The following is a 19370-nucleotide window of genomic DNA, read 5'->3' as shown; positions in this document are numbered from 1 at the left end:
GTAGGCGAAAAAACAGGGGATACGGCAGAAGAAAGGCTAAAAAGGGTCCATTTTACGCCTCAACTGCTCCGATTTAGCCCACTGCCTACTCCTGTGCAAGTGCGCCCCGGATGTCAAAAGCCAATCGGGGCCCCAACTCAGGAAGAGTCAGGGCCCCGGCTGATGGAACACGGCAGGCCTGGAGTGAGCGGGAAGCTAGCCTCCGAAACCGGGCCGGAAACCACCCGGTGCGCCCGGGCCATCGGGCCGCATGCCGGGGCGCTGCCCATCGGGCTGGCCCTGGCCGCGGCCGGGTGCATCGTTGCCACCGGCTCCCCCGAAGTTGCGCAGGTTATAGGTAAACATCACCATGAAATACCGCTGCAGAATGTTGGTGCGCACGTCTTCCGTATACGCGTCCGTGATGTTGCGCTGAATGCTATTGTTCTGGCTCAGCAAATCGAAGGCGAAGAGCTTGATTTCGGCTTGCTGCTTGGCAAATAGCTTTTTGCCCAGGCTGGCATTCCAGAGTACGAAGTTCTGGTTGAAGCCCGCCGTCAGGCCGCGAAAGGCCACATGGTTTACATCCGACTGCAGGGTGACGCCCTTCACCAGAATCCAGTTCAGGCGCAGGGCCGTGGTTTGGCGGAAATACTGGCTGTTGCTCTGGCTCTGCACCGTGTTGCGGGCGTAGGTCTGGGTGGAGTTGGAGGAAAGCGTGAAGTCCAGCTCGGGGCTGATGTTGCTGCTCAGCACCGCGCCCAACCCGAAATTGGGGGAGCGGTTGTAGTTGAGCCGGGAGTTTACGAAGCCCGGCGTCTGGCTGAAAGTGGCCGAGGCGTTCAGGTTCAGGTTCGACTTGATGAGCTTCAGCGGGAGCGTGTAGTTGGCGAAGGAGCGCAGCGAGTACTGCTCGTTCAGATTGATGGGCCGGGTAATGGTGCCCCCGGCCGGCACCACTACGCTGGTACCCGGCACGGTGGTCGATTCGCGCACCACTTCCGTGCTGTTGGCAATGAAATTATTGGTGTAGGAGCCGCCGAGCAGGGCAAAGAAGGAGCGCGACGTTTCGGGCTGCGACGAAGAGTAGCGCAGAAACACGTTGTGCGAGTATTCCTGGGCCAGATCGGGGTTGCCGGTCCTGATTTGCAGCTGATTGGAGTTGTTGACCACCGCCTGCAGCTGGTTGATGCTGGGGTTGTTGGTGCGGGCCTGGTAGTTCAGGCGCAGGTTCTGCTGGCGCGAAAACCGGTACTGCAGCGTCGCGTTGGGCAGTACGTTCAGAAAGGTGCGGTTGGTGGTGGCCACGCTCGGAAATTCCTGCTCGTTTTGCAGCTCGGCGTGCTGCACGGAGGTGCCCACGGCCCATTCCAGCTTCTCAAACTGGTAGCGGTACGTCAGGCCGCCGGCATTGGTGATGTAGCGGCTGGTAAACACGTTGCTGAGCTGCTCCACCAGTTCGCGCTGCTCTTCGGGCAGCAGGTTAAAGGTCTTTTTGTCCGAGTCGTTGGGCGCGTAGCCGATGGTATAGTTGAGCTGCAGCTGGCTTTTCAGGCTCAGCGGCTCGGTGTAGTTGGCCGCCCCGTTCCATGACCAGCCAATCTGGTCGAGGCGGGAGTACTGGTTGGTTTGGGTCAGGCTCGGCTCCGGGCGGGTGGTGAAGTCGAAGTTATCGGAATACAGATAATTGTCGGCGTTCCGGTCGTTGTAGGTCGTGTTCAGGCCCAGCGAGAACGTGCGGCCGCGCTTGCCAAAACGGTGCCGGTAGAGCACTTGGTTGGTGAAGGTAATGCCCGTCTGGGCCGAGTTGTACCGACTAATGTTGCCGCTTTGGGTGCTGTCGGGCACGTCGGAAAAACCGCTTAGAAACGTGCTGCCGTTTAGGTCGCTGTTGCTCGTGTTGCGCTGCATCGTCACGCGCGGCTGCCACAAAATGGAGTTCAGCGAGTCGAATTTGTGCTCCAGCCGCAGGTTGAAGCGGTTGTTGATGTTGCGCGCCGTGCCTGCCGATACTTCGTCGTAGCCAAGCGTCCGGTCCCGCGTCAGTACGTTATAGAGTCGGTTGGTGCTAGTGGTGGCGGTGTTGTCGCTCAGGTTGAAGAAGTAGCTGGCTTGTACCTCGGTTTTTTTGCGCCAGGTATTGGAGTAGTTCAGGCCCACCGCGTGGGTGGTCGAAATGCCGCTGTTCTGATTGACGAGAAAATTGCCCGCGTTGCCGCCTCCCTGGCCGCCCTGGCCCCGGTTGCCGCCTCCGCCCTGACGGCCCTGCGCGCCTTGCGCGCCCCGGGCACCGCCGCCGCCCTGGGCCGAGGTGCCGATAACGCCGAGCAGGTCGTCGGTACCGAAATTCTGCTCGTTCACGTTATTGGACTGCGCCACGATAGACAAGCGCTGGGTTCCCTTAAACGAGTTGAGGTTGCCGTTGACGCGGTACTTGTCGGCACCCACGCCGGGGCCGTAGCCCGCCACGATGCGCCCAAACTGCCCATTGCGGAAGCTGGGCTTGGTTACGATGTTGATGGTTTTGTCGGTGTTGCCGTCGTTGAAACCCGTGAACTGCGACTGGTCGCTGCGCCGGTCGTACACCTGAATTTTGTCGATGGCTTCGGCCGGCAGGTTCTTAAGCACGGCATCCGGGTCGCTACCGAAAAACTCCTTGCCATCGACCAGAATACGCTGCACCTGCTCGCCCTGAGCCTGCACTTTCCCATCGGTGACTACCACGCCGGGCATTTTGGTAATCAAATCCTGGGCGTTAGCATCGGCATTGGTTTTGAAAGCCCGCGAGTCGTATTGGCTGGTGTCGCCTTTCTGGACGGCGGCGGCAGCTTGTCCCACCACTTCCACGCCGCCGAGCTTCACTTGGTTGGTAGCCAGGGCCAGCGTGCCCAGCGCGACCGGTGCCGAGGTTACCTGCACGGGCCGCCGCAGGGTTTGGTAGCCCAAAAAAGAAACGGTCAGGATGTAGCGGCCGGGGGCTGCCGCCAGCTCGAAGCGGCCGTTCGGATCGACTGCCGAACCCGTTTTGAGCGAGTCAGGCACCCGCGTCAGCAGCACGTTGGCCCCAATGAGGGCCGATTGATCGGTGATATCTACCACCCGCCCGGAAATAGGGTAGGTTTGGGCAAACAAGGAGGTCGAAACCAGAAAAAACAAAACAACGCCTACTGCTTTTCTCATCATTCTATTGAGCCTGAAGCTCAATAGACGCGGCGAGGAAGCAAATGTTTAATGCCCACCCAAAAGTTAGCGCTTGCGCACCAGCAGGAGTCCGTCGCGCAGGGGCAGAAACACGTTTTCAACCCGCTCATCCTGCTGCACCAAATCGTTGAATGCCCGCACGGCGTGGGCATCTTTGTCGGCAGGCTTCAGTGCGTACGACGGCAACGCCTTGCCACTCCACAGCACGTTATCAATCAAAATGAAGCCCCCCGCCCGCACCTGGGGCAACACCAGCTCATAGTACAGCGCGTTATTGATTTTATCGGCATCAATGAACACCAAATCCCAGAGTTGGGTGAGGGTGCCCAGCACGGCGGCGGCATCGCCGATGTGGAGCTGAATACGCCCGGCGAGGCCGGCTTCCCGCACGTAGCGCCTGATGCGGTCTTCCTGTTCGGGGTTTTGCTCCACCGTGTGCAGCTCGCCGTCTGCCGTCAGCCCCTCGGCCAGGCACAGCGCCGAGTAGCCCGTGAAAGTGCCCAGCTCCAGCACGCGCCGGGGCCGAATCATGTGGCTGAGCATGCTGAGCACCCGCCCCTGCAAATGGCCCGACAGCATGCGCGGTGCCAGCACCTGCACGTGGGTTTCGCGGTTGAGGCGGCGCAGCAGCTCCGGCTCGGGCGTGGTGTGGGTTTCGGCGTAGTTCTGGAGGTCGTCGGGGTGCACGGCGCGGCGGAAATAAGGGTGTAGCCTGCAAAGATGGCTCAAGAAGCCAGAAAACGCCGCCGAATAGTGCCCGCTGCTACCAATACTCCTACCAGGCCGGCGCTCATACCCGTCACGATAACCGAGGCCAGATCGAAGGGCCAGATGCGCGCCGAATAGAGCATAAACGGCCCCCAGAGCAGCAGGACTATTCCGCCAATAGCCAGCCAGAAGGTTCGCTGCGCGGGAAGGGGCAGCCGCGCCGGACCAGCCTGCGCCGGTAGCTGCCACAAAAACCAGCCAATGCCGAAAAAGCCAGCCAGGGTACTGCCGTGCTGCAAAAATTTGTAGATGGGCCAGTGGAGCGCTCCTACCGCAACAGGCTGCATCAGCAAGGGCCAGTGCAGCACTACGCCGCCATCGTCGTGGGTGAAGGCATCCCACAGAATATGCGACACCGTGCCCACGAATGCCCCCAGCAGCACCGGTGCCCGAAAGGCGCGCCGCCACGGCCACGGCTGCCGCGCCGGCCACACGAGTCGCTGCCGCATGGGGCGCGGCAGGCAATGGATCAGCGGCTGCTTCACCAGCCGGTGAAACAGCATGGCAAACAGCACGACTAACGGAATATCCAGCCAGAATATTCCCGCTAGCGTGTGCCCATAAATACCATCGGGCCGCAGGCGCAGGAAGTATTCGAAATCGGGAGCCATAGCTCCCAGAATAAGCGCCGTGGCCGACAGGTGCCGGCGCAGGGGTCTTAACAGGGGAAGAACAATGGCCGGATGGGCAAGGGTGAAAGGCATGCAGCGCAGATTAATGTTCCGCAGGGTAGGCCCCGGGAGCATGAAAGTAATGCTCCCGGTGGTAGTGCAGAAAGTGAGGCTCCAGGCCGTGCCGCCGGTGTAAGGTCAATTTGCCATTCAGCCCCAGCAGGGTAAAGTCATTACGCACCGCAAAGCTGCCCAGATCGAACAACACGTGATGATTGGGGCAGAGGCACAACACGTTGCCCAGTACGTCGGGGCCGTGGTGCGGCGCCCCCAACGGCCGCACGTGGGCCGCTTCGGCATACAGGCCCGCGGGACTGGCAAGCTGCACGGCACACACCTGGCACCGATACGCATAGAGGTTTTTCACGGCCCGGCTCACGGCCGTGTCGCGAACGATGCGCAGCGTGGTTGTCAGCTGCCGGGGGGCCGCGCCATAGGGCAGGGCCGGTTCCTGAGCCTGGGAGAATAAGTCGCCGGGCAAGGCCGTAGAAGCCGGTTCGGCGGCTGGCAAAACCTCTTCGGGTAGGAGCTCCAGCCGGAAACGCCAGATTTTATGGCCCGAGCGGCCCTGTTCCTGCCAGTAGCTGGCCACGCGGTAGAGGCCGCCATACCGATAAAACGTCAGTCCGTTTTCCGTCACTTTGCGCGTAACGCGCACCGGGAGCCCCAGCACTTGGTTGCGGGCCAGCTCCAGATTAGCGCCCGTCAGCGTCTGGTCGGCCACCTGGCGGCCCGACTCATTGCTGCGGCCGCCTTTGCCCGTGTACAGCAGCCACGCGCCCAGGTCGAGGTCATCCTCGTAGCCACCCGACACCACGATGGATTCTGCCCCGCGTCCGGCCCGGGCGCTGATTCCGGCCTGGGTTTGCCCATGCACGCCCGCGCCCCACAGCTCCAGGCGGTTACGAAACTCGTGGCCCGGCCGGATTCCCGCAATTTCCCCAAAACTGGCTGGCGGCTGTGGCATGCAGGCTTACTCCGGCAGGTATTGCAGCACGCTCAGGTTGTCTTCGCGCAATACGTCGTTGGCCAAGTCGCGCAGCTCCGGGGCTGTAATCTGCTTGATCTGGGCGAATACTTCGTTAATAGACTCCACCCGGCCCAGGTCCAGCGTGCTTTTGCCCAGCAGCTGCATCATGCCGCTGTTGCTTTCCTCCGACATGGCCAGCTGGCCCATTAGCTGCTCTTTCACCACGTGCAGCTGCGTGGTGGTCAGGGTTTTATCGCGCAGCAGCTTCAGCTCTTTGTTGACCAGCGAAATGGTGCGGGCCACTTGCTTTTTCTCGGTCCCGAAGTAGATGCCGAACAACCCCGTGTCGGTGTAGGGGCTGTAGGTGGAGTCGATAGTGTACACCAAGCCATACTTCTCGCGCACGGCCAGGTTCAGGCGGGAGTTCATGCCGGGGCCACCCAGCAGGTTATTCAGCATGAAAAACGGAATGCGGCGCTGGTCGCTGATGGCGTAGGCCGGTCCGCCGATGATGCAGTGCGCCTGATTGATAGGCTTACGCTCGGTCTGGTCGATGCGCTGAAAAGCGGTGAACGGCGTGCGGGGCCGCGCGCCCAGCCGGGCCGGCAGCGGAGCCAGGTATTTGTCGGCCAGCCGCTTCACTTCCTTGAACGGCAGATTGCTCACCGAGCTGAAAGCCAGCCGGTCGGTGCGCACGTTGTCGACCAGAAACTGCCGGAAATCGGCCTGCTGAAAACCCGAAACACTGTCGCGGGTGCCCAGAATATTGTGGCCCAGGGAATGATTGGGGAAAATAACGCCGTCGAAATCGTCCACGATGGCGTCTTCGGGCGCATCCTGGTACATGCTCATTTCCTCCAGAATCACACCACGCTCCTTCTCGATTTCCTTTTCCGGAAACACCGAGTGGAACGTCAGGTCCGTCAGCAGTTCGAAAGCCCGCTCGAAATGGGTGCTGAGCAGCGACGCGTAGAAGCAGATTTTCTCCTTGGTCGTATAGGCATTCAGCTCTCCGCCCACGGTTTCGAGCCGGTTCAGGATGTGAAAGCTCTTCCGCTTTTCGGTGCCCTTGAAGGCCATGTGCTCCCAGAAATGGGCCAGGCCCAGCTGGTGCAGCTTCTCGTCGCGCGACCCGATATCGAGCAGAAAGCCGCAGTGGGCAATTTTGGTGTGTAAAACTTGCTTATGTAGAACCCGGATGCCGTTGGGCAGCTCGTAGAAGTCGTAATCGGACATTAGGGGGGATCTTGGTAACGTAGAGGGCGTAAGATGCTGGCATTGCCAGATCTTACAAGATACTAACCAGCTATTCCGGCCGCTGGTTTCAGTCCCGGCAAAGGTACGAGCGGTACGGCCGTGAAAGCAGAACCTGCCCCCGACTATTTCACCACTTCCGCCTCGGCCTCGGCCAGGGCACTCAGCAGCTGGCTGGTTTCGATGCCGTGGGCGCACTGGAAATGCGTGAGCGGGCATTTGCTGTAGCCGTGCAGGCCGCAGGGGCGGCAGGCCAGCTCGTCGGGTAGCTCCACAATGCGCGAGAAGGAGCTCAGCGGCCCAAACCCGAAAAACGGTACCGTGGAACAGTACACGGCGCAGGTCGGAGCATCCTGGGAGGAGCACAGGTGCATCGGCGCCGAATCGTTGACGTAGTTCAGTACCGCGCCCCGCATCAGGGCCGCCGACGCCAGCAACGAGAGCTGGCCCGCCAGGTTTACGACGCCGGCCCGGCCGCTGGCTTGCAGCAGGTGGGCACACTCGGCCACATCGGGCGGGCCGCCCAGCAGATACACGGTGTAGCGGAGTGGCAAGGCCCGCAGCAGCTTTAGCCATTGCTCGCGCGGAAACTGCTTGGTAAACCACACCGATGTGGGGGCGATGCACACATAGGGGCCCGCCGCCGCGTAGGCCGCCGCTGTAGCCTCCTCGACGGGCGAGGGGTAGAGGCGGGGTAAGGTAAGCGGCCCGTCGTAGGTGGGGTCGAGCAGGTGCAGGTTGCGCGATACCTCGTGCACGCCCGCCCCAATCAGGTGGGGCGTGGTGCGGGTGAAGCGGAAGGCAAACGGGTTCTTATCGAAGCCAATGCGCTCCGGAGCCCCCGAAAAAGCCGTGAGGAAGCCCGTGGAGGCGAAGCGCTGCAGCGTGATGACGCGCTGGTAACTGGCCGCCCGAATCTGCTGCAGCAAATACCACAGCCCCCGGTATTTCTCCTGCTTCTTGTCCCAAACCAATACTCGCCGCACGTGCGGATGATTTTTTACCAGCTCCTCATTGCCCTTGCGCACCAGAAAATCGACCGGCGTGCCGGGCTCCATCTGGTGCAGGCGCTCCAGCAAGGCCGTGGCCAGGATAACGTCGCCGATAAAAGCGGTTTGAATAAGCAGGACGGCGCGGCGGGCGGGCAGCGGAGCTGAGGGCATAGATGGGAGGGAAGAGGCGCGAAGATACCGCCCGCCACCGCAGGTTCAAGCCCCACCCCGAGAAAGCCGCTGCTGCCCGCTCACCCGGCTCCGTCTACACAAAAGACTTGTTCCCAAATACTCAAACATCCAAAAAAAACAGAACGTCATGCTGAGCTTGTCGAAGCATCTCTACCGCAGTAGTACTTATTTTACCAGTGCACGCGAGATGCTTCGACAAGCTCAGCATGACAGCCAAGTTTTAGCATCGGTTCCTAATTCAGGAACAGGTCTAAACTATTTATCTTGCAGCCAAGCCACTTTCAGCACGTCTATTTCCAGCCCACCAACTTCATCCTATGCGTTACGGCCCCATCGATCCGCAGCTGTTTATTCAGAATCGGCGCAACTTCGTTCAGCAGCTGCCCCCGGCTTCGCTGGCTATCTTCCATTCCAACGACGTGATGCCCACCAACGCGGACGGCACTATGGCTTTCCGCCAGAACAACGACCTGCTCTACCTGTCCGGCGTCGATCAGGAAGAGAGCATCCTGGTTATTTTCCCCGATGCCAAGCTGCCGCACTACCGCGAAATCCTGTTTTTGAAAGAAACCAGCGACCATATTCTGGTGTGGGAAGGCTACAAGCTGACCAAAGACGATGCCCGCGCCCAGTCGGGCGTGCCCACCATCCTGTGGCTCGACTCTTTCCAGTCGGTGCTGTCGGCGCTGATGAATGAGGCCGAAAACGTGTACCTCAACTCCAATGAGCACATTCGGGCCGTGGTGGAAGTCGAAACGCGGGATGCCCGCCTGGGCAACAAGCTGCGCGCGCAGTACCCGTTGCACCACTACCGGCGGGTGGCTCCCATCATGCACCAGCTGCGTGCCATTAAGAGTACCGAGGAAATCCGGCTGATGCGCGAAGCGGCCAACATCACCGAAAAAGCGTTTCGCCGTTTGCTGGGCTTCATCCGGCCCGGCGTGTGGGAATACGAGATTGAGGCTGAAATCCTGCACGAGTTTGTGCGCAACCGCAGCCGGGGCCCGGCCTATGGCAGCATTCTGGCCTCGGGTGCCAACGCCTGCATTCTGCACTACGTCAGCAACGACCGGGAATGCCGGGACGGCGACGTTATTCTGATGGATTTCGGGGCCGAATTCGCCAACTATGCCGCCGACCTGTCGCGCTCCGTCCCCGTGAGCGGCACGTTTACCAAGCGCCAGCGCGATGTATACGAAGCCGTGCTGCGGGTCATGAAATTCGCCACGTCGCGCCTCATGGCTGGCCACAATATCGAAGAATACCACGCCGAAGTAGGCCGCACCATGGAGCAGGAGCTCATCCGGCTCGATTTGCTCAACGAAGCCGACGTGCGCAACCAGGACCCCGCCGCCCCGCTCTACAAAAAGTACTTCATGCACGGTACTTCCCACTACCTGGGCCTCGACGTGCACGACGTGGGAGCCAAGTACCGCGCCTTCGAGCCGGGCATGGTCTACACCTGCGAGCCGGGTATTTATATCCCGGAAGAAGGGCTTGGAATTCGCCTCGAAAACGATATTCTTATCACCAAGACCGGCAACGACGACCTGATGAAGAATATTCCGCTGGAAGTGGCCGATATCGAGCGGCTAATGGCCGAGCAGCGCCGCTAGTATTGCCCACAGCCGGTTGCTCCCAGGCAAGTATGGCTAAGGCTGAATGAGCATACCGCAAAATAGTGACGCACCAAAAAGGCCGCCCTGCACAGCAGAGCGGCCTTTTTGGTTGTTACAATGAAGCTGTTTAGAAAATCATTCAAACCGTCATGCTGAGCTTGTCGAAGCATGACGGTTTGAATGATTTTCTAAACAGATTCAATAGCCAAGGATTCTACTTGGCCAGCTCGCCCGCTACGCCCGGCAGGAATTTGACCAGGCGGTCGAGTTGGCTCTGGGTGAAGTCGCCGGAAACGGATACGAGCATGAACGATTCGGGCGCGCCCTGCACGTTGCCGGTGGCTACCACTTCCTTCACCCGGTCGCCTTGCTGGCGGGCCGAGTAGCGCATCACGGCGGTGCCCGCTTCCGATGCCACTGGAAGGGGCGAGTACCGCTCATTGGCGAGCAGGCCATCTACTTCCTTATTCAGGCCTTCAGCCACCAACGACTTTGCACTGTTCGAGGTGGGGGAGAAGGTCAGCACTTTCACGCTGCGCACCGACGAAAGGACTTGGGTCAGCTCGTTGTCGCCGCCCAGGTTGCCCAGCTTCAGTAGCAATAAGCGCGTAGTTAGTCCCGCCGACCAGTCGGTGGCCTTGAAGCCGGAGCGGTTTTCATACTTGCTGAAGAATTCAGCTACGGTGCGGGCGGGAGTGCCGGGGCCGCTGGTGCGGCAGCTAGTGGCGGCCAGGAGTGTAATCAGCACCCACAGGGTCAGGATTCGATTTTTCATAGCGTAAAGAAGAGCAAAAAGAACAAACTGCCTTTCCCATACGCACCGTTGGCCGAACCGTTGGGGGTTACTCAAAATCCACGGTGTTGATGAAGAACACCTCCCGGCCGTTCCAGTTGACGCCCCGCACGTGCTGGTAGCCGAAGGCCAGGAAGCGGCTGCCATACCACGCTTGCATGTCGGTGTGAGAAGTATCCACCGATTTTTCTTTCAGCCCAGGGGTGAAGGTCGTCAGCACGGGCACCTGCAGATCATTGGGCGAAGGCTGAGCTCCCTCCATGATTTTGTAGTAGATGCGGTGGTCGTCGAGGTAGGTGAGAACGAAGCGTTTGCCATCTGCCAGCGGCCGGATATGTACTGTTTCCTCCAAGTTGTAGCGCACCATGTTTTTCACCACGAAGGTATTGTCCCAGAGTAAGTTGCCGCGCCGGTCAAAGCCGCACACAATGGCGTGGGTGGTGCGGTAGCCATCGAAGCTGCGCGGGGCCACGAGCAGGCTGAAGCCGGTATTCTCGTACCGGTAGTGCGGGTAGTATATCTCCGCTACCAGCACGTAGCCTTCCGGACTCGGAATGAGGTCGTGCATGAGTAGGCGGTAGCGCAGCCGCAACTGTCGGGCCGCTGCCTGGCGCCGCGCGCCGCGCTGCCGCAGGCGAGCCTGCCGGTTGGGGCTCATATAGTCGAAAAAGTGCTTCAGGTTCAGAAAATCGTAGAAGCGCAGCGAGGGCCGGGAGCCGGTTGGTGTCTGGCCCTGGGTGAGGTCGGCGGCAAACAGGCCCTGCGAATAGCGAATGTCCCGTAGCGTGTAGGTGCCGGCCATAAGCCGGTTGGTAGAGTCGCCGGGGCTTAGCTGGGCCGTGAGCAGGCTACGGTCGCTTTCGGCCTGCACAAACTCGCTGTGTAAGAGCTTGCCCTGGGACGAAATCTGCTTCACCTGCAAGCGCGACTTTACTCCGTTGTTCTGCGTCACCACAAACTTAATCTGCTTGGCTACGGAGTCGGCCATAAAGCTGAGCTGGCTGTCGAGCGGCTCATACACGGCCGGCAGAAACTGGAATTCCCCGGAGCGCAGATTGAGCAGCAGCACCGTCAGATGCTGCTCAATCTGCACCGTGACGAACAGATTGCCATCCAAAGCCTTCATGCCATACACGTCGTGGCTGATTTTGGTATCGAAGGAAGTGGTCCGGGTTTCGCCGGTGCGGCTGTTGAGCGTCGCTACCCACATCTTATTGCTCAGGAAATCATCCTTGAAGAGGGCATACACCATCATTCCCTGCCCGCTTATGTAAGAGAAGTTGTAGCGTTCGGGCACCTCCAGCGGCTTGGTCCAGCGGGTTTGCAGCTGCCGGTCCAGCTTTTGGAAGCTGAACGTGCTGCCGCCCGAAAACTTCGGTTCCCGCTCTATCAGCAGCACAATGCTGCTGTCTTCGGGCATCGCTAGCACCTGCACGTCGCTGGAAGAGGCCCGCAGGTCGAGCTCTAGCCGGGCGGGCTGCTTGGGGGCATCTACCGGAATGTTTTGCCCCTGGCCCCACACCGGAAAGAGGCCCAGGACCAGCAGTAAGAAAAGACCAGGTAGGGTGTGTTTCATAGAAGCTACGAGTCGGGTGCGCGGGGCCGACGGCCGGCAGTCAGGGAAGATACAGCGAAGCCGACACATAGTTGTGCCCCGCCCCAGAACAGATGCCGGGAAAGTGGCTTTTCCACACAACACGGAGCGCGGGCGGTTCTGTTCAGGAGCCCGAAAAAAGCCTGGCTCCCCGCTGTCGGTGCCAGGCTTTGCTCCCCAATCGACTCACTGTCGGCCAGCGGTTGGGGCCGTTAGCTGCCAAGCTCCAGCAGCACGTCAAACTCCTCGGGCCGCAGCGGCATCACGCTCAGGCGCGACTGCCGCAGGAGCCCGATGTGGCTGAGCCGGTCGTCCTGCTTGATGCGGGCCAGCGCCACAGGACGGGCCAGTGCCTGCTGGGGCAGCAGCGCCACGGCCACCCAGCCGCTGCCGGCTTCGGCCGTGGCATCGGGGGCGGCGGCCTGGGCCACGCAGGCAATACCGACCACGGCTTTTTCAGTCATGCTGTGATAGAACAAAACCAGGTCACCGGGCTGCATCTGCTGCAGGTAGTTGCGGGCCTGAAAGTTGCGCACGCCGGTCCAGTCGGTGCCGCCGTCGCGGGTGAAGTCGAGCCAGGAATAGGCGCTGGGTTCTGATTTTACGAGCCAGTAATTCATGTGGGTACTAAACAGAAAGCAAAGGAAAAGCCCGGCAAAAGAAGACTGAAAAATGTTCAGATCATCTTTTGCCGGGCTTTTTTGTCCGGGATTTCCGTTCGGCTACTCGATGCGCCGCAGTTTCAGCACGTCCTTTTCCAAGGAGATAATCTGGAGCCCGTAGCTGGTGCTTTCCCCGCTGGGCGTGATCCGAAACGTACTGTTGTCTTCCGTAAACCACAGGCCCGGATACACGGTTATACCATCGGTCGGGCCGGGGCCGCGACCGGTAAACACACCATTGGCATCAAACCGGAGGCCGGTGCGGGGCCACGAAGCCGGGAAAGCGTAGGTGTCGGGGCGAAATACCTTGATGCCGCTGCCGGGCTGCTCCTCTTCCCACGACTCCAGCCAGCCGCGCCCCAGTATCTGGGCGTCGAACACCGTTTGGGTAACGAGGGGAGCCGCCGAATCGGCTTCTTTCTTACAGCTGCCCAACAGCAGCATTGAGCACAAGAGAATAAGAGTAGGACGCATAACAAGAGAAAGTGGCGGTTATAAACGAGTATATAGGGCAGATGCTATAGTGCGGGCAAAGGTTGCACGCTGGGCTTACTCCACGCGCCGTACTTTCAAAACGCCGTTTTCCAGCGACACGATTTCGAGGGAATAATCCGGCTCCTTTTTGTCGTCGAGGCTAATCCGGATCATCGTGTTGCTGGTGGCTTTCCACTGGCCTTTGTGGCCTTCGAGGCCATCAGTGGGGGCAATGTCATACTGGGTAAATAGCCCGTTGTGGTCGAACTGGAAGCCCGTACGGCCCCGGGACGGCGGGAAAGCGTAGGTGTTGGGGCGGTACACGCGCACGTCGCCCTGGTCTTCTTCCTGCGCGTGCAGCCAGGTGCCTTCCAGCTGCTTAAGCTGGGGCGATGAGGCCTTGGTATCGGTATTGCAGGTGCCGGCCAGCAGCACGACACTCAGAGAAGCCAACAGAACAAACAGGCGCATTAGAAACGGGCGAAAGTGAAAAAACGTAGCCGGAGGCCCGTGTGGGGCCGTAGCAGCGAATGTACAACTTTGGCCCGTACCTTTGGCGGGTCACCTTTTCTCGGTTTTCGGCAGGTAGAGCACTCGTGGTGGCCCACGGGCCTCTCCCGAAGCGCCGCCGGCCAGCCGCTACCACCTGCCAACCCATCACCCAGTGGACAACCGCGCCCTAACTCGTGCCTTTCGTCTCGCCGCGTCGCTCATGGAGCTCCACGACGAGAATCCGTTCAAAATTCGTGCGTACGAAGGCACTGCCGCCACCCTGGAGCGCCTGGAGCTGCCCGTAGCCGATATGGACCGCACCGGCCTGCCCGACCGCACGGGCCTAAGCAAAACCGCTGCCGCCAAAGTGGCCGAAATGCTCGACACCGGCACGTTTGAGGAGCTACGCAAGCTGCTGGAGATTACGCCGCCCGGCGTGGTTGAAATGCTCAGTATAAAAGGTATCGGCCCAAAAAAAATCAGAGTACTGTGGCGGGAACTGGGCGTAGAGAGCCCCGAGCAGCTGCGGGAGGCCGCCGAGCGGGACGAGGTGAGCAAGCTGAAGGGTTTCGGGCAGAAAACGCAGGAAACTATTCTGGCGGCGCTGGAATTCAACCAGGAAAGCCAGGGGAAAGTCCTGTATCCGCAGGCTGAAACCCTGGCCGAGGATCTGGCCACTCGTCTGCGAGAGGCGCTGCGTACCGATACCGTAGCGGTGGCCGGCGAAGTGCGGCGCCGGCTCGAAATCGTGGAAATGGTAGTGCTGGTGGCTGCTACGGCCCAGCCCTGGCAGGCCCACGAATTGCTGAACCAGTTGACGGGCCTCACGCCGGACGTGCAGCGCTCGGGCCCGTTTGCCTGGCGCGGAACGGCTACGGCCTCCGGCGTGCAAGTGGAAGTGCAGCTGGTCAGCAAGGAGAACTTCGTCAATCAGCTGTTTTTGCTCTCGGCAGCCGAAGCCCACCTTTCTGAGCCACTGGCGCAGCCCTCGGGGCGCTTCGCCTCGCTACGGCAGCTGCTGAAGCAGGAAACGTTTTATCAGGAAAAATCTATTTATGAGAAGGCCGGTCTGCACTATGTGGAGCCCGAGCTACGGGAAGGCCTCGGCGAGCTGGCCCTGGCGCAGGCCGGCCAGCTGCCCGACCTGTTGGAGGAAGCTGACCTGCGCGGCTCGCTGCACAACCACAGCACCTACTCCGACGGCAACCACACGCTGCGCCAGATGGCCGAGTTTCTGCGCGACAAAGGCTACGAGTACCTCGGCATCTGCGACCATTCGCAGGCCGCCCACTATGCCAACGGGCTGAACCCCGAGCGGGTGCGCCAGCAGCAGCGCGAAATCGACCAGCTCAACCAGGACCTCGCGCCGTTCCGCATCTTCAAGGGCATCGAGAGCGACATTCTCGGCGACGGTTCGCTGGACTATGCACCTGCCGTGCTGGAAAGCTTCGACTTCATTGTGGCCTCGGTGCACAGCAACCTGCGCATGGATGAGCGCAAAGCTACCGAGCGACTCTTACGGGCTATTGCCAACCCCTACACTACCATGTTGGGCCACCCCACCGGGCGGCTGCTATTGCGGCGCGAAGGCTACCCCATCAATCATAAAGCGGTGATTGATGCCTGCGCCCAGCATAATGTCATCATCGAAATCAACTCCAACCCCTGGCGTCTCGACCTGGATTGGCGCTGGGTGCGGTATGCGTTGGACCAGGGCGTCAAGCTCAGCATCAACCCCGACGCTCACCATACCGATGGCTACGCCGATATGCGCTACGGCGTAATGATGGGCCGCAAGGGCGGACTGACCAAGGACATGACTTTCAACGCCCTGACTGCCGCGCAGATGGCCACGTACTTTGCCGAGCGCAAAGCCACCATCACGCCGCCGCTGGAGTACAAAGACTCGCTGTTTGGGTAAGAACATGCTTGGGATTTTACTTTTCGCGTCCTGCTTCGGTAAGCGGACGCCAGATGAAGCAGGACGGAATCGGAGTTTTTGAAAAATCCCAACCACCTTCTGAGTGCCGAAAACAACTACCCACCAGCAGGCCGCAGGTATGAAGATTCTGGTTTTGCGCTTTTCCTCCATCGGCGACATCGTGCTTACTACGCCCGTAGTGCGGGCGCTGAAACAGCAGGTGCCCGGCGCGCAGGTGCATTTCTGTACCAAGCCCGCCTACCGCAGTCTTGTGGAGCCCAACCCCTACATCGACAAGGTGCACTACCTCACCGGCTCGCTCGCCGAGCTGGTAGCGGAGCTGCGACACGAGCAGTTCGACTTCATCGTGGACCTGCACCACAACCTGCGCACCCGCCTGCTGAAGCTGCGGCTGGGGGTGAAGTCGGCCAGCTTCGAGAAGCTTAATTGGCAGAAATGGCTGTTGGTAAACCTGAAAATGGATACGCTGCCGCGCGTGCACATCGTGGAGCGCTACCTGGCCGCCGCCGCGTCGTTGGGCGTGAAAGACGACAAACAGGGGCTGGATTACTTTATTCCCCCAGCCGACGAAGTAGAGCTGGCGACCTTGCCTGCCGGGTTTCAGCGGGGCTACGTGGCTTTTGCCATCGGGGCGCAGCACGCCACCAAGCGCCTGCCCACCGAGCGCATCATTGAGCTGTGCGCCCAACTGAACCGTCCCGTTATTCTGCTCGGCGGCCCTGAGGACGAAAGCACCGGCCACATCGTCGAGCTGCACTTCGACGACCAGCCCGCCACCACGGCTCCCGCTACTATCCCTGCTGACCCCTACCGCTTCGATGCGCGGGCGTTGCCCCGGCCCCGGCGTACCACTATCTACAACGCCTGCGGGCATTTCTCCCTGAATCAGTCGGCCTCGCTGGTGCGGCAGTCGCAGCTCGTCGTGAGCCACGATACGGGCCTGATGCACATTGCCGCCGCCTTCAAAAAGGAGATTTTCAGCGTGTGGGGCAATACCGTGCCCGAGTTTGGCATGTATCCCTACCGCACCGAGTTTCGGGTGCTGGAAGTGAAAGAACTGCCGTGCCGACCGTGTTCCAAAATCGGCTACGCCACATGTCCGCAAGGTCATTTTAAGTGTATGCGTGATATTCGCTTCGATCTGAATCTGCCGCCAGCCCAAGACGGCCGCTAACGGAGGACCGCGCCCCGCCGGCTGTGCGTGACCCCATCCCCACCGTCGGCAGTGTACGCCACCGAATCGAAAGAGAGCGGTAAAGGCGTGATGCGTTTTTTTAAGGCTTATTCAGCGATACTGAGCGACGAATTACCGTACAACCTTCCTACACCTTTGGCTTGCGCACCATGACGGAATTCAACGATAAAGCGGTACTCGTAAAAGTGGGGCCCGAGGCGCTGCTGGCCGACGTGCAAGCGGGTCGGCACACCTATTTTGTGGATGAGCCGGTGGCCAGTGGGGGCCAGGACCGGGGGCCTACGCCCTACGATTTGCTGCTTTCGGCCCTGGGTGCTTGCACGGCCATCACCCTGCGCCTCTACGCCACCCAGAAAAAGTGGCCCCTCCACGGCATCGAAGTGCGGCTGAGCCACCAGCGCGTGCACGAGCAGGACTGCCAGCAGTGCGAGCAACCGGGCCAGATGCTGGAAGAAGTGCAGAAAGAGCTTCGGCTTATCGGCCCGCTCACCGAGGAGCAGCGCCAGCGCCTGGAAGCTATTTCGCAGAAATGCCCGGTGCAGAAAACCCTGCTCAGCAGCCTGCGCATCGTGACCCAATTGCTGCCCGAAACCGAAAATCCTTCCTCCTGAAGCCGCTAGCCATTGCAATGTGTGAACACCTCCAGGTCGTAGAAACGCTGATTACGGCCACTGCCTACAACTGCCCCGAATGCGTGGCCCTCGGCGACAAGTGGCTGCGCTTGCGCGTGTGTCAGAGCTGCGGCCATGTCGGCTGCTGCGACTCGTCCAAGAACAAGCACGCCACCCAGCATTTTCAGGTCACTCAGCATCCGGTAGTGATATCGGATGAGCCGGGCGAACAGTGGGCGTGGTGCTACGTGGATAGTCAGATGGCGGAATACTAGCTCAACCGACGCTACTGCCCAAAAGACAGAAAGCCCGCCCGGATATTCTCCAGACGGGCTTTCTGCCATAAGAAGTAGGCTACCCAATCTTCTCAAATCCGCAGTAAGCATGCAGCACTTCCGGCAGCCGGATGCCGTCGGCCGTCTGGTTGTTTTCCAGCAAGGCGGCCACGATGCGCGGTAGGGCCAGGGCCGAGCCGTTGAGCGTGTGCAGAAGCTGGGTTTTGCTGCCCTCACCGCGGTAGCGCAGCTTGAGGCGGTTCGCCTGGTAGGTTTCAAAGTTGCTGGCCGAGCTAACTTCCAGCCAACGGGCCTGGGCCGCGCTCCACACTTCCAGGTCAAACGTCAGGGCCGAGGTGAAGCCCATGTCGCCGCCGCAGAGGCGCAGAATGCGGTAGGGCAGTTCCAGCTTTTGCAGCAGGCCCTCAATGTGGGCGACCATGCCCTCCAAGGCGGCATAGCTGTTTTCGGGCTGAGTAATCTGGACTATTTCCACCTTGTCGAACTGGTGCAGGCGGTTGAGGCCACGCACATCGGCCCCCCAGGAGCCCGCCTCTCGGCGGAAGCAGGGCGTGTAGCCCGTGTTGCGGATGGGTAGCTGGTCGAGCGCTATTATCTCGTCCCGATATAGGTTTGTGATGGGTACCTCCGAAGTCGGAATCAGGTACAGATTATCCTGCTTGTCGTGGTACATCTGGCCTTCTTTATCGGGCAGCTGGCCCGTGCCGTAGCCGCTGGCCTCATTCACCAGAATCGGGGGCTGAATTTCGTCGTAGCCGGCAGTGCGGGCCTCGTCCAGGAAAAAGTTGATGAGGGCGCGCTGAAGGCGGGCTCCCTGGCGCTTATACACCGGAAAGCCGGCCCCGGTAATCTTGTTGCCCAGCTCAAAGTCGATAATGTCGTACTTCTTAATCAGGTCCCAGTGGGGGAGGGCATCGGCGGGCAGCTCGGGCTTGGTGCCGCCTTCGCGCACTACTTCGTTGTCGGCGGCCACGCGGCCTTCCGGCACGCTGCCGTGCGGCAGGTTAGGCAGCTTATAGAGTGTCTGTTGCAGTGCTTCCTCCACTTGCGCCAGCTCTTCGGAATGCGCTTTGGTGTGCTGCTTCAGCGTGGCGGTGCGTGCTTTCAGCGTCTCGGCCCCGGCTTTGTCGCCGCTTTTCATTAGGCCCCCAATCTGGCGGGCCAGGTCGTTGGCTTCGGCTTGGGCCTGGTCGTGGTCGGTTTGCAGCTGCTTGCGGCGCTGATCCAGCTCCAGGATAGCGGCAACATCGGCTTCCGCCGTTTTGTAGTGCTTTTTGGCCAGGCCCGCCAGGACCAGCTCGGTATTCTCTCTCAGGACGGAAACTTGCAGCATAAGGCAGAAAACGCGGTTTTGAACAAGGGCAAAAGTAAGTTTTTTTGGCTAGGGCCACGGATAAAAACACGTTATGCCCCGCCGCGAAATGCAACACGATGGGCGCACCCGGGCTAGCGGCCCAGTAGTGTATCGGCCAATAGATAGCTGCAGTATTCATTTTCGGCCCTCTCCATTTTCGCCCCTGGAATAGCGGCGCACCAATCCGCTAAAAAAAATGTATCTCATTTGGCGGTTCGGGCGTATTACGCTAACATTGCGTAAGTAAGCCGGCCGCTGATGCCGGGTCCGCAGTTAGTTCTATTGCGCACGGCCCGATTTATCCCCAGCGC

17 protein-coding genes are annotated in these 19370 nt (G+C 60.3%); 5 read left to right on the top strand and 12 right to left on the bottom strand.

Annotated features, from left to right (window positions below; all coding sequences use genetic code 11):
* Positions 1-195 precede the first annotated feature (195 nt).
* The 6 genes from E5J99_RS03660 to E5J99_RS03635 form a co-directional block, all read right to left on the bottom strand.
* Entirely contained in the window at positions 196-3162 is a 2967-nt protein-coding gene (locus E5J99_RS03660; protein ID WP_135496361.1) for a TonB-dependent receptor, read from the bottom strand.
* 63 nt (positions 3163-3225) lie between these two features.
* Complete coding sequence (locus E5J99_RS03655; RefSeq protein ID WP_135496360.1) at positions 3226-3867, bottom strand: O-methyltransferase; 642 nt, start codon at positions 3865-3867, stop codon at positions 3226-3228.
* A 38-nt stretch (positions 3868-3905) separates the two neighbouring features.
* Positions 3906-4652: a DUF4184 family protein gene (locus E5J99_RS03650; protein ID WP_167851963.1), complete on the bottom strand. Its 747-nt coding sequence runs from the start codon at positions 4650-4652 to the stop codon at positions 3906-3908.
* A gap of 10 nt (positions 4653-4662) precedes the next feature.
* A complete protein-coding gene (locus E5J99_RS03645) occupies positions 4663-5586 on the bottom strand; it encodes a YDG/SRA domain-containing protein (protein WP_135496358.1) in 924 nt (307 codons plus the stop codon).
* Positions 5587-5592: 6 nt separating this feature from the next.
* Positions 5593-6825 (bottom strand): M16 family metallopeptidase, encoded by a 1233-nt coding sequence (locus E5J99_RS03640; RefSeq protein WP_135496357.1) that lies wholly within the window; start codon positions 6823-6825, stop codon positions 5593-5595.
* 143 nt (positions 6826-6968) lie between these two features.
* The gene (locus E5J99_RS03635) at positions 6969-8006 is read right to left on the bottom strand and encodes a glycosyltransferase family 9 protein (RefSeq protein WP_135496356.1); all 1038 of its coding nucleotides are present in this window, start codon (positions 8004-8006) and stop codon (positions 6969-6971) included.
* A gap of 338 nt (positions 8007-8344) precedes the next feature.
* On the opposite strand from E5J99_RS03635, the gene E5J99_RS03630 reads away from it, so the two are divergent.
* On the top strand, positions 8345-9643 hold the full coding sequence (locus E5J99_RS03630) for an aminopeptidase P N-terminal domain-containing protein (protein WP_135496355.1): 1299 nt from the start codon (positions 8345-8347) through the stop codon (positions 9641-9643).
* 217 nt (positions 9644-9860) lie between these two features.
* Here E5J99_RS03630 and E5J99_RS03625 read toward each other — a convergent pair whose 3' ends face one another.
* The 5 genes from E5J99_RS03625 to E5J99_RS03605 all read right to left on the bottom strand — a co-directional run bounded on the left by E5J99_RS03625 (position 9861) and on the right by E5J99_RS03605 (position 13640).
* Entirely contained in the window at positions 9861-10421 is a 561-nt protein-coding gene (locus E5J99_RS03625) for a DUF4252 domain-containing protein (RefSeq protein WP_167851962.1), read from the bottom strand.
* A gap of 67 nt (positions 10422-10488) precedes the next feature.
* Positions 10489-12015, bottom strand: a complete 1527-nt coding sequence (locus E5J99_RS03620; RefSeq protein ID WP_135496353.1) for a hypothetical protein — start codon at positions 12013-12015, stop codon at positions 10489-10491.
* 230 nt (positions 12016-12245) lie between these two features.
* Positions 12246-12653 carry an EVE domain-containing protein gene (locus E5J99_RS03615; RefSeq protein ID WP_135496352.1) on the bottom strand — a complete coding sequence of 136 codons (408 nt, stop codon included), beginning with the start codon at positions 12651-12653 and terminating at the stop codon, positions 12246-12248.
* A gap of 102 nt (positions 12654-12755) precedes the next feature.
* Positions 12756-13169, bottom strand: a complete 414-nt coding sequence (locus E5J99_RS03610; RefSeq protein WP_135496351.1) for a hypothetical protein — start codon at positions 13167-13169, stop codon at positions 12756-12758.
* A gap of 75 nt (positions 13170-13244) precedes the next feature.
* Positions 13245-13640: a hypothetical protein gene (locus E5J99_RS03605; RefSeq protein WP_135496350.1), complete on the bottom strand. Its 396-nt coding sequence runs from the start codon at positions 13638-13640 to the stop codon at positions 13245-13247.
* A 193-nt stretch (positions 13641-13833) separates the two neighbouring features.
* Here E5J99_RS03605 and E5J99_RS03600 point away from each other — a divergent pair, with 193 nt between their 5' ends.
* The 4 genes from E5J99_RS03600 (at position 13834) to E5J99_RS03585 (ending at position 17684) form a co-directional block, all read left to right on the top strand.
* Positions 13834-15582, top strand: coding sequence for a DNA polymerase/3'-5' exonuclease PolX (locus E5J99_RS03600; RefSeq protein WP_135496349.1), 1749 nt, complete (start codon positions 13834-13836; stop codon positions 15580-15582).
* A 139-nt stretch (positions 15583-15721) separates the two neighbouring features.
* Positions 15722-16777, top strand: coding sequence for a glycosyltransferase family 9 protein (locus E5J99_RS03595; protein ID WP_135496348.1), 1056 nt, complete (start codon positions 15722-15724; stop codon positions 16775-16777).
* 170 nt (positions 16778-16947) lie between these two features.
* Positions 16948-17409 (top strand): OsmC family protein, encoded by a 462-nt coding sequence (locus E5J99_RS03590; protein ID WP_135496347.1) that lies wholly within the window; start codon positions 16948-16950, stop codon positions 17407-17409.
* A gap of 17 nt (positions 17410-17426) precedes the next feature.
* The gene (locus E5J99_RS03585; protein WP_135496346.1) at positions 17427-17684 is read left to right on the top strand and encodes a UBP-type zinc finger domain-containing protein; all 258 of its coding nucleotides are present in this window, start codon (positions 17427-17429) and stop codon (positions 17682-17684) included.
* A 79-nt stretch (positions 17685-17763) separates the two neighbouring features.
* Here the strand turns inward: E5J99_RS03585 and serS are convergent, their stop codons facing one another.
* The gene (gene serS / locus E5J99_RS03580) at positions 17764-19038 is read right to left on the bottom strand and encodes a serine--tRNA ligase (protein ID WP_135496345.1); all 1275 of its coding nucleotides are present in this window, start codon (positions 19036-19038) and stop codon (positions 17764-17766) included.
* Between the last annotated feature and the right edge of the window lie 332 nt (positions 19039-19370).

The organism is Hymenobacter elongatus (genome assembly GCF_004745955.1).
Classification (GTDB): domain Bacteria; phylum Bacteroidota; class Bacteroidia; order Cytophagales; family Hymenobacteraceae; genus Hymenobacter; species Hymenobacter elongatus.
The sequence above is the reverse complement of the archived record's forward strand: the minus strand, read 5'-3'. Positions and strand labels throughout refer to the sequence as shown.

Bases quoted from the DNA above. Each gene is read 5' to 3' on its own strand.
- E5J99_RS03595 (WP_135496348.1), top strand. From the start codon at position 15,722: ATGAAGATTCTGGTTTTGCGCTTTTCCTCCATCGGCGACATCGTGCTT.
- E5J99_RS03640 (WP_135496357.1), bottom strand. From the start codon at position 6,825: ATGTCCGATTACGACTTCTACGAGCTGCCCAACGGCATCCGGGTTCTA.
- E5J99_RS03635 (WP_135496356.1), bottom strand. From the start codon at position 8,006: ATGCCCTCAGCTCCGCTGCCCGCCCGCCGCGCCGTCCTGCTTATTCAA.
- E5J99_RS03585 (WP_135496346.1), top strand. From the start codon at position 17,427: ATGTGTGAACACCTCCAGGTCGTAGAAACGCTGATTACGGCCACTGCC.
- E5J99_RS03660 (WP_135496361.1), bottom strand. From the start codon at position 3,162: ATGATGAGAAAAGCAGTAGGCGTTGTTTTGTTTTTTCTGGTTTCGACC.
- E5J99_RS03625 (WP_167851962.1), bottom strand. From the start codon at position 10,421: ATGAAAAATCGAATCCTGACCCTGTGGGTGCTGATTACACTCCTGGCC.
- E5J99_RS03605 (WP_135496350.1), bottom strand. From the start codon at position 13,640: ATGCGCCTGTTTGTTCTGTTGGCTTCTCTGAGTGTCGTGCTGCTGGCC.
- E5J99_RS03610 (WP_135496351.1), bottom strand. From the start codon at position 13,169: ATGCGTCCTACTCTTATTCTCTTGTGCTCAATGCTGCTGTTGGGCAGC.
- E5J99_RS03620 (WP_135496353.1), bottom strand. From the start codon at position 12,015: ATGAAACACACCCTACCTGGTCTTTTCTTACTGCTGGTCCTGGGCCTC.
- E5J99_RS03645 (WP_135496358.1), bottom strand. From the start codon at position 5,586: ATGCCACAGCCGCCAGCCAGTTTTGGGGAAATTGCGGGAATCCGGCCG.
- E5J99_RS03590 (WP_135496347.1), top strand. From the start codon at position 16,948: ATGACGGAATTCAACGATAAAGCGGTACTCGTAAAAGTGGGGCCCGAG.
- E5J99_RS03650 (WP_167851963.1), bottom strand. From the start codon at position 4,652: ATGCCTTTCACCCTTGCCCATCCGGCCATTGTTCTTCCCCTGTTAAGA.
- E5J99_RS03630 (WP_135496355.1), top strand. From the start codon at position 8,345: ATGCGTTACGGCCCCATCGATCCGCAGCTGTTTATTCAGAATCGGCGC.
- serS (WP_135496345.1), bottom strand. From the start codon at position 19,038: ATGCTGCAAGTTTCCGTCCTGAGAGAGAATACCGAGCTGGTCCTGGCG.
- E5J99_RS03615 (WP_135496352.1), bottom strand. From the start codon at position 12,653: ATGAATTACTGGCTCGTAAAATCAGAACCCAGCGCCTATTCCTGGCTC.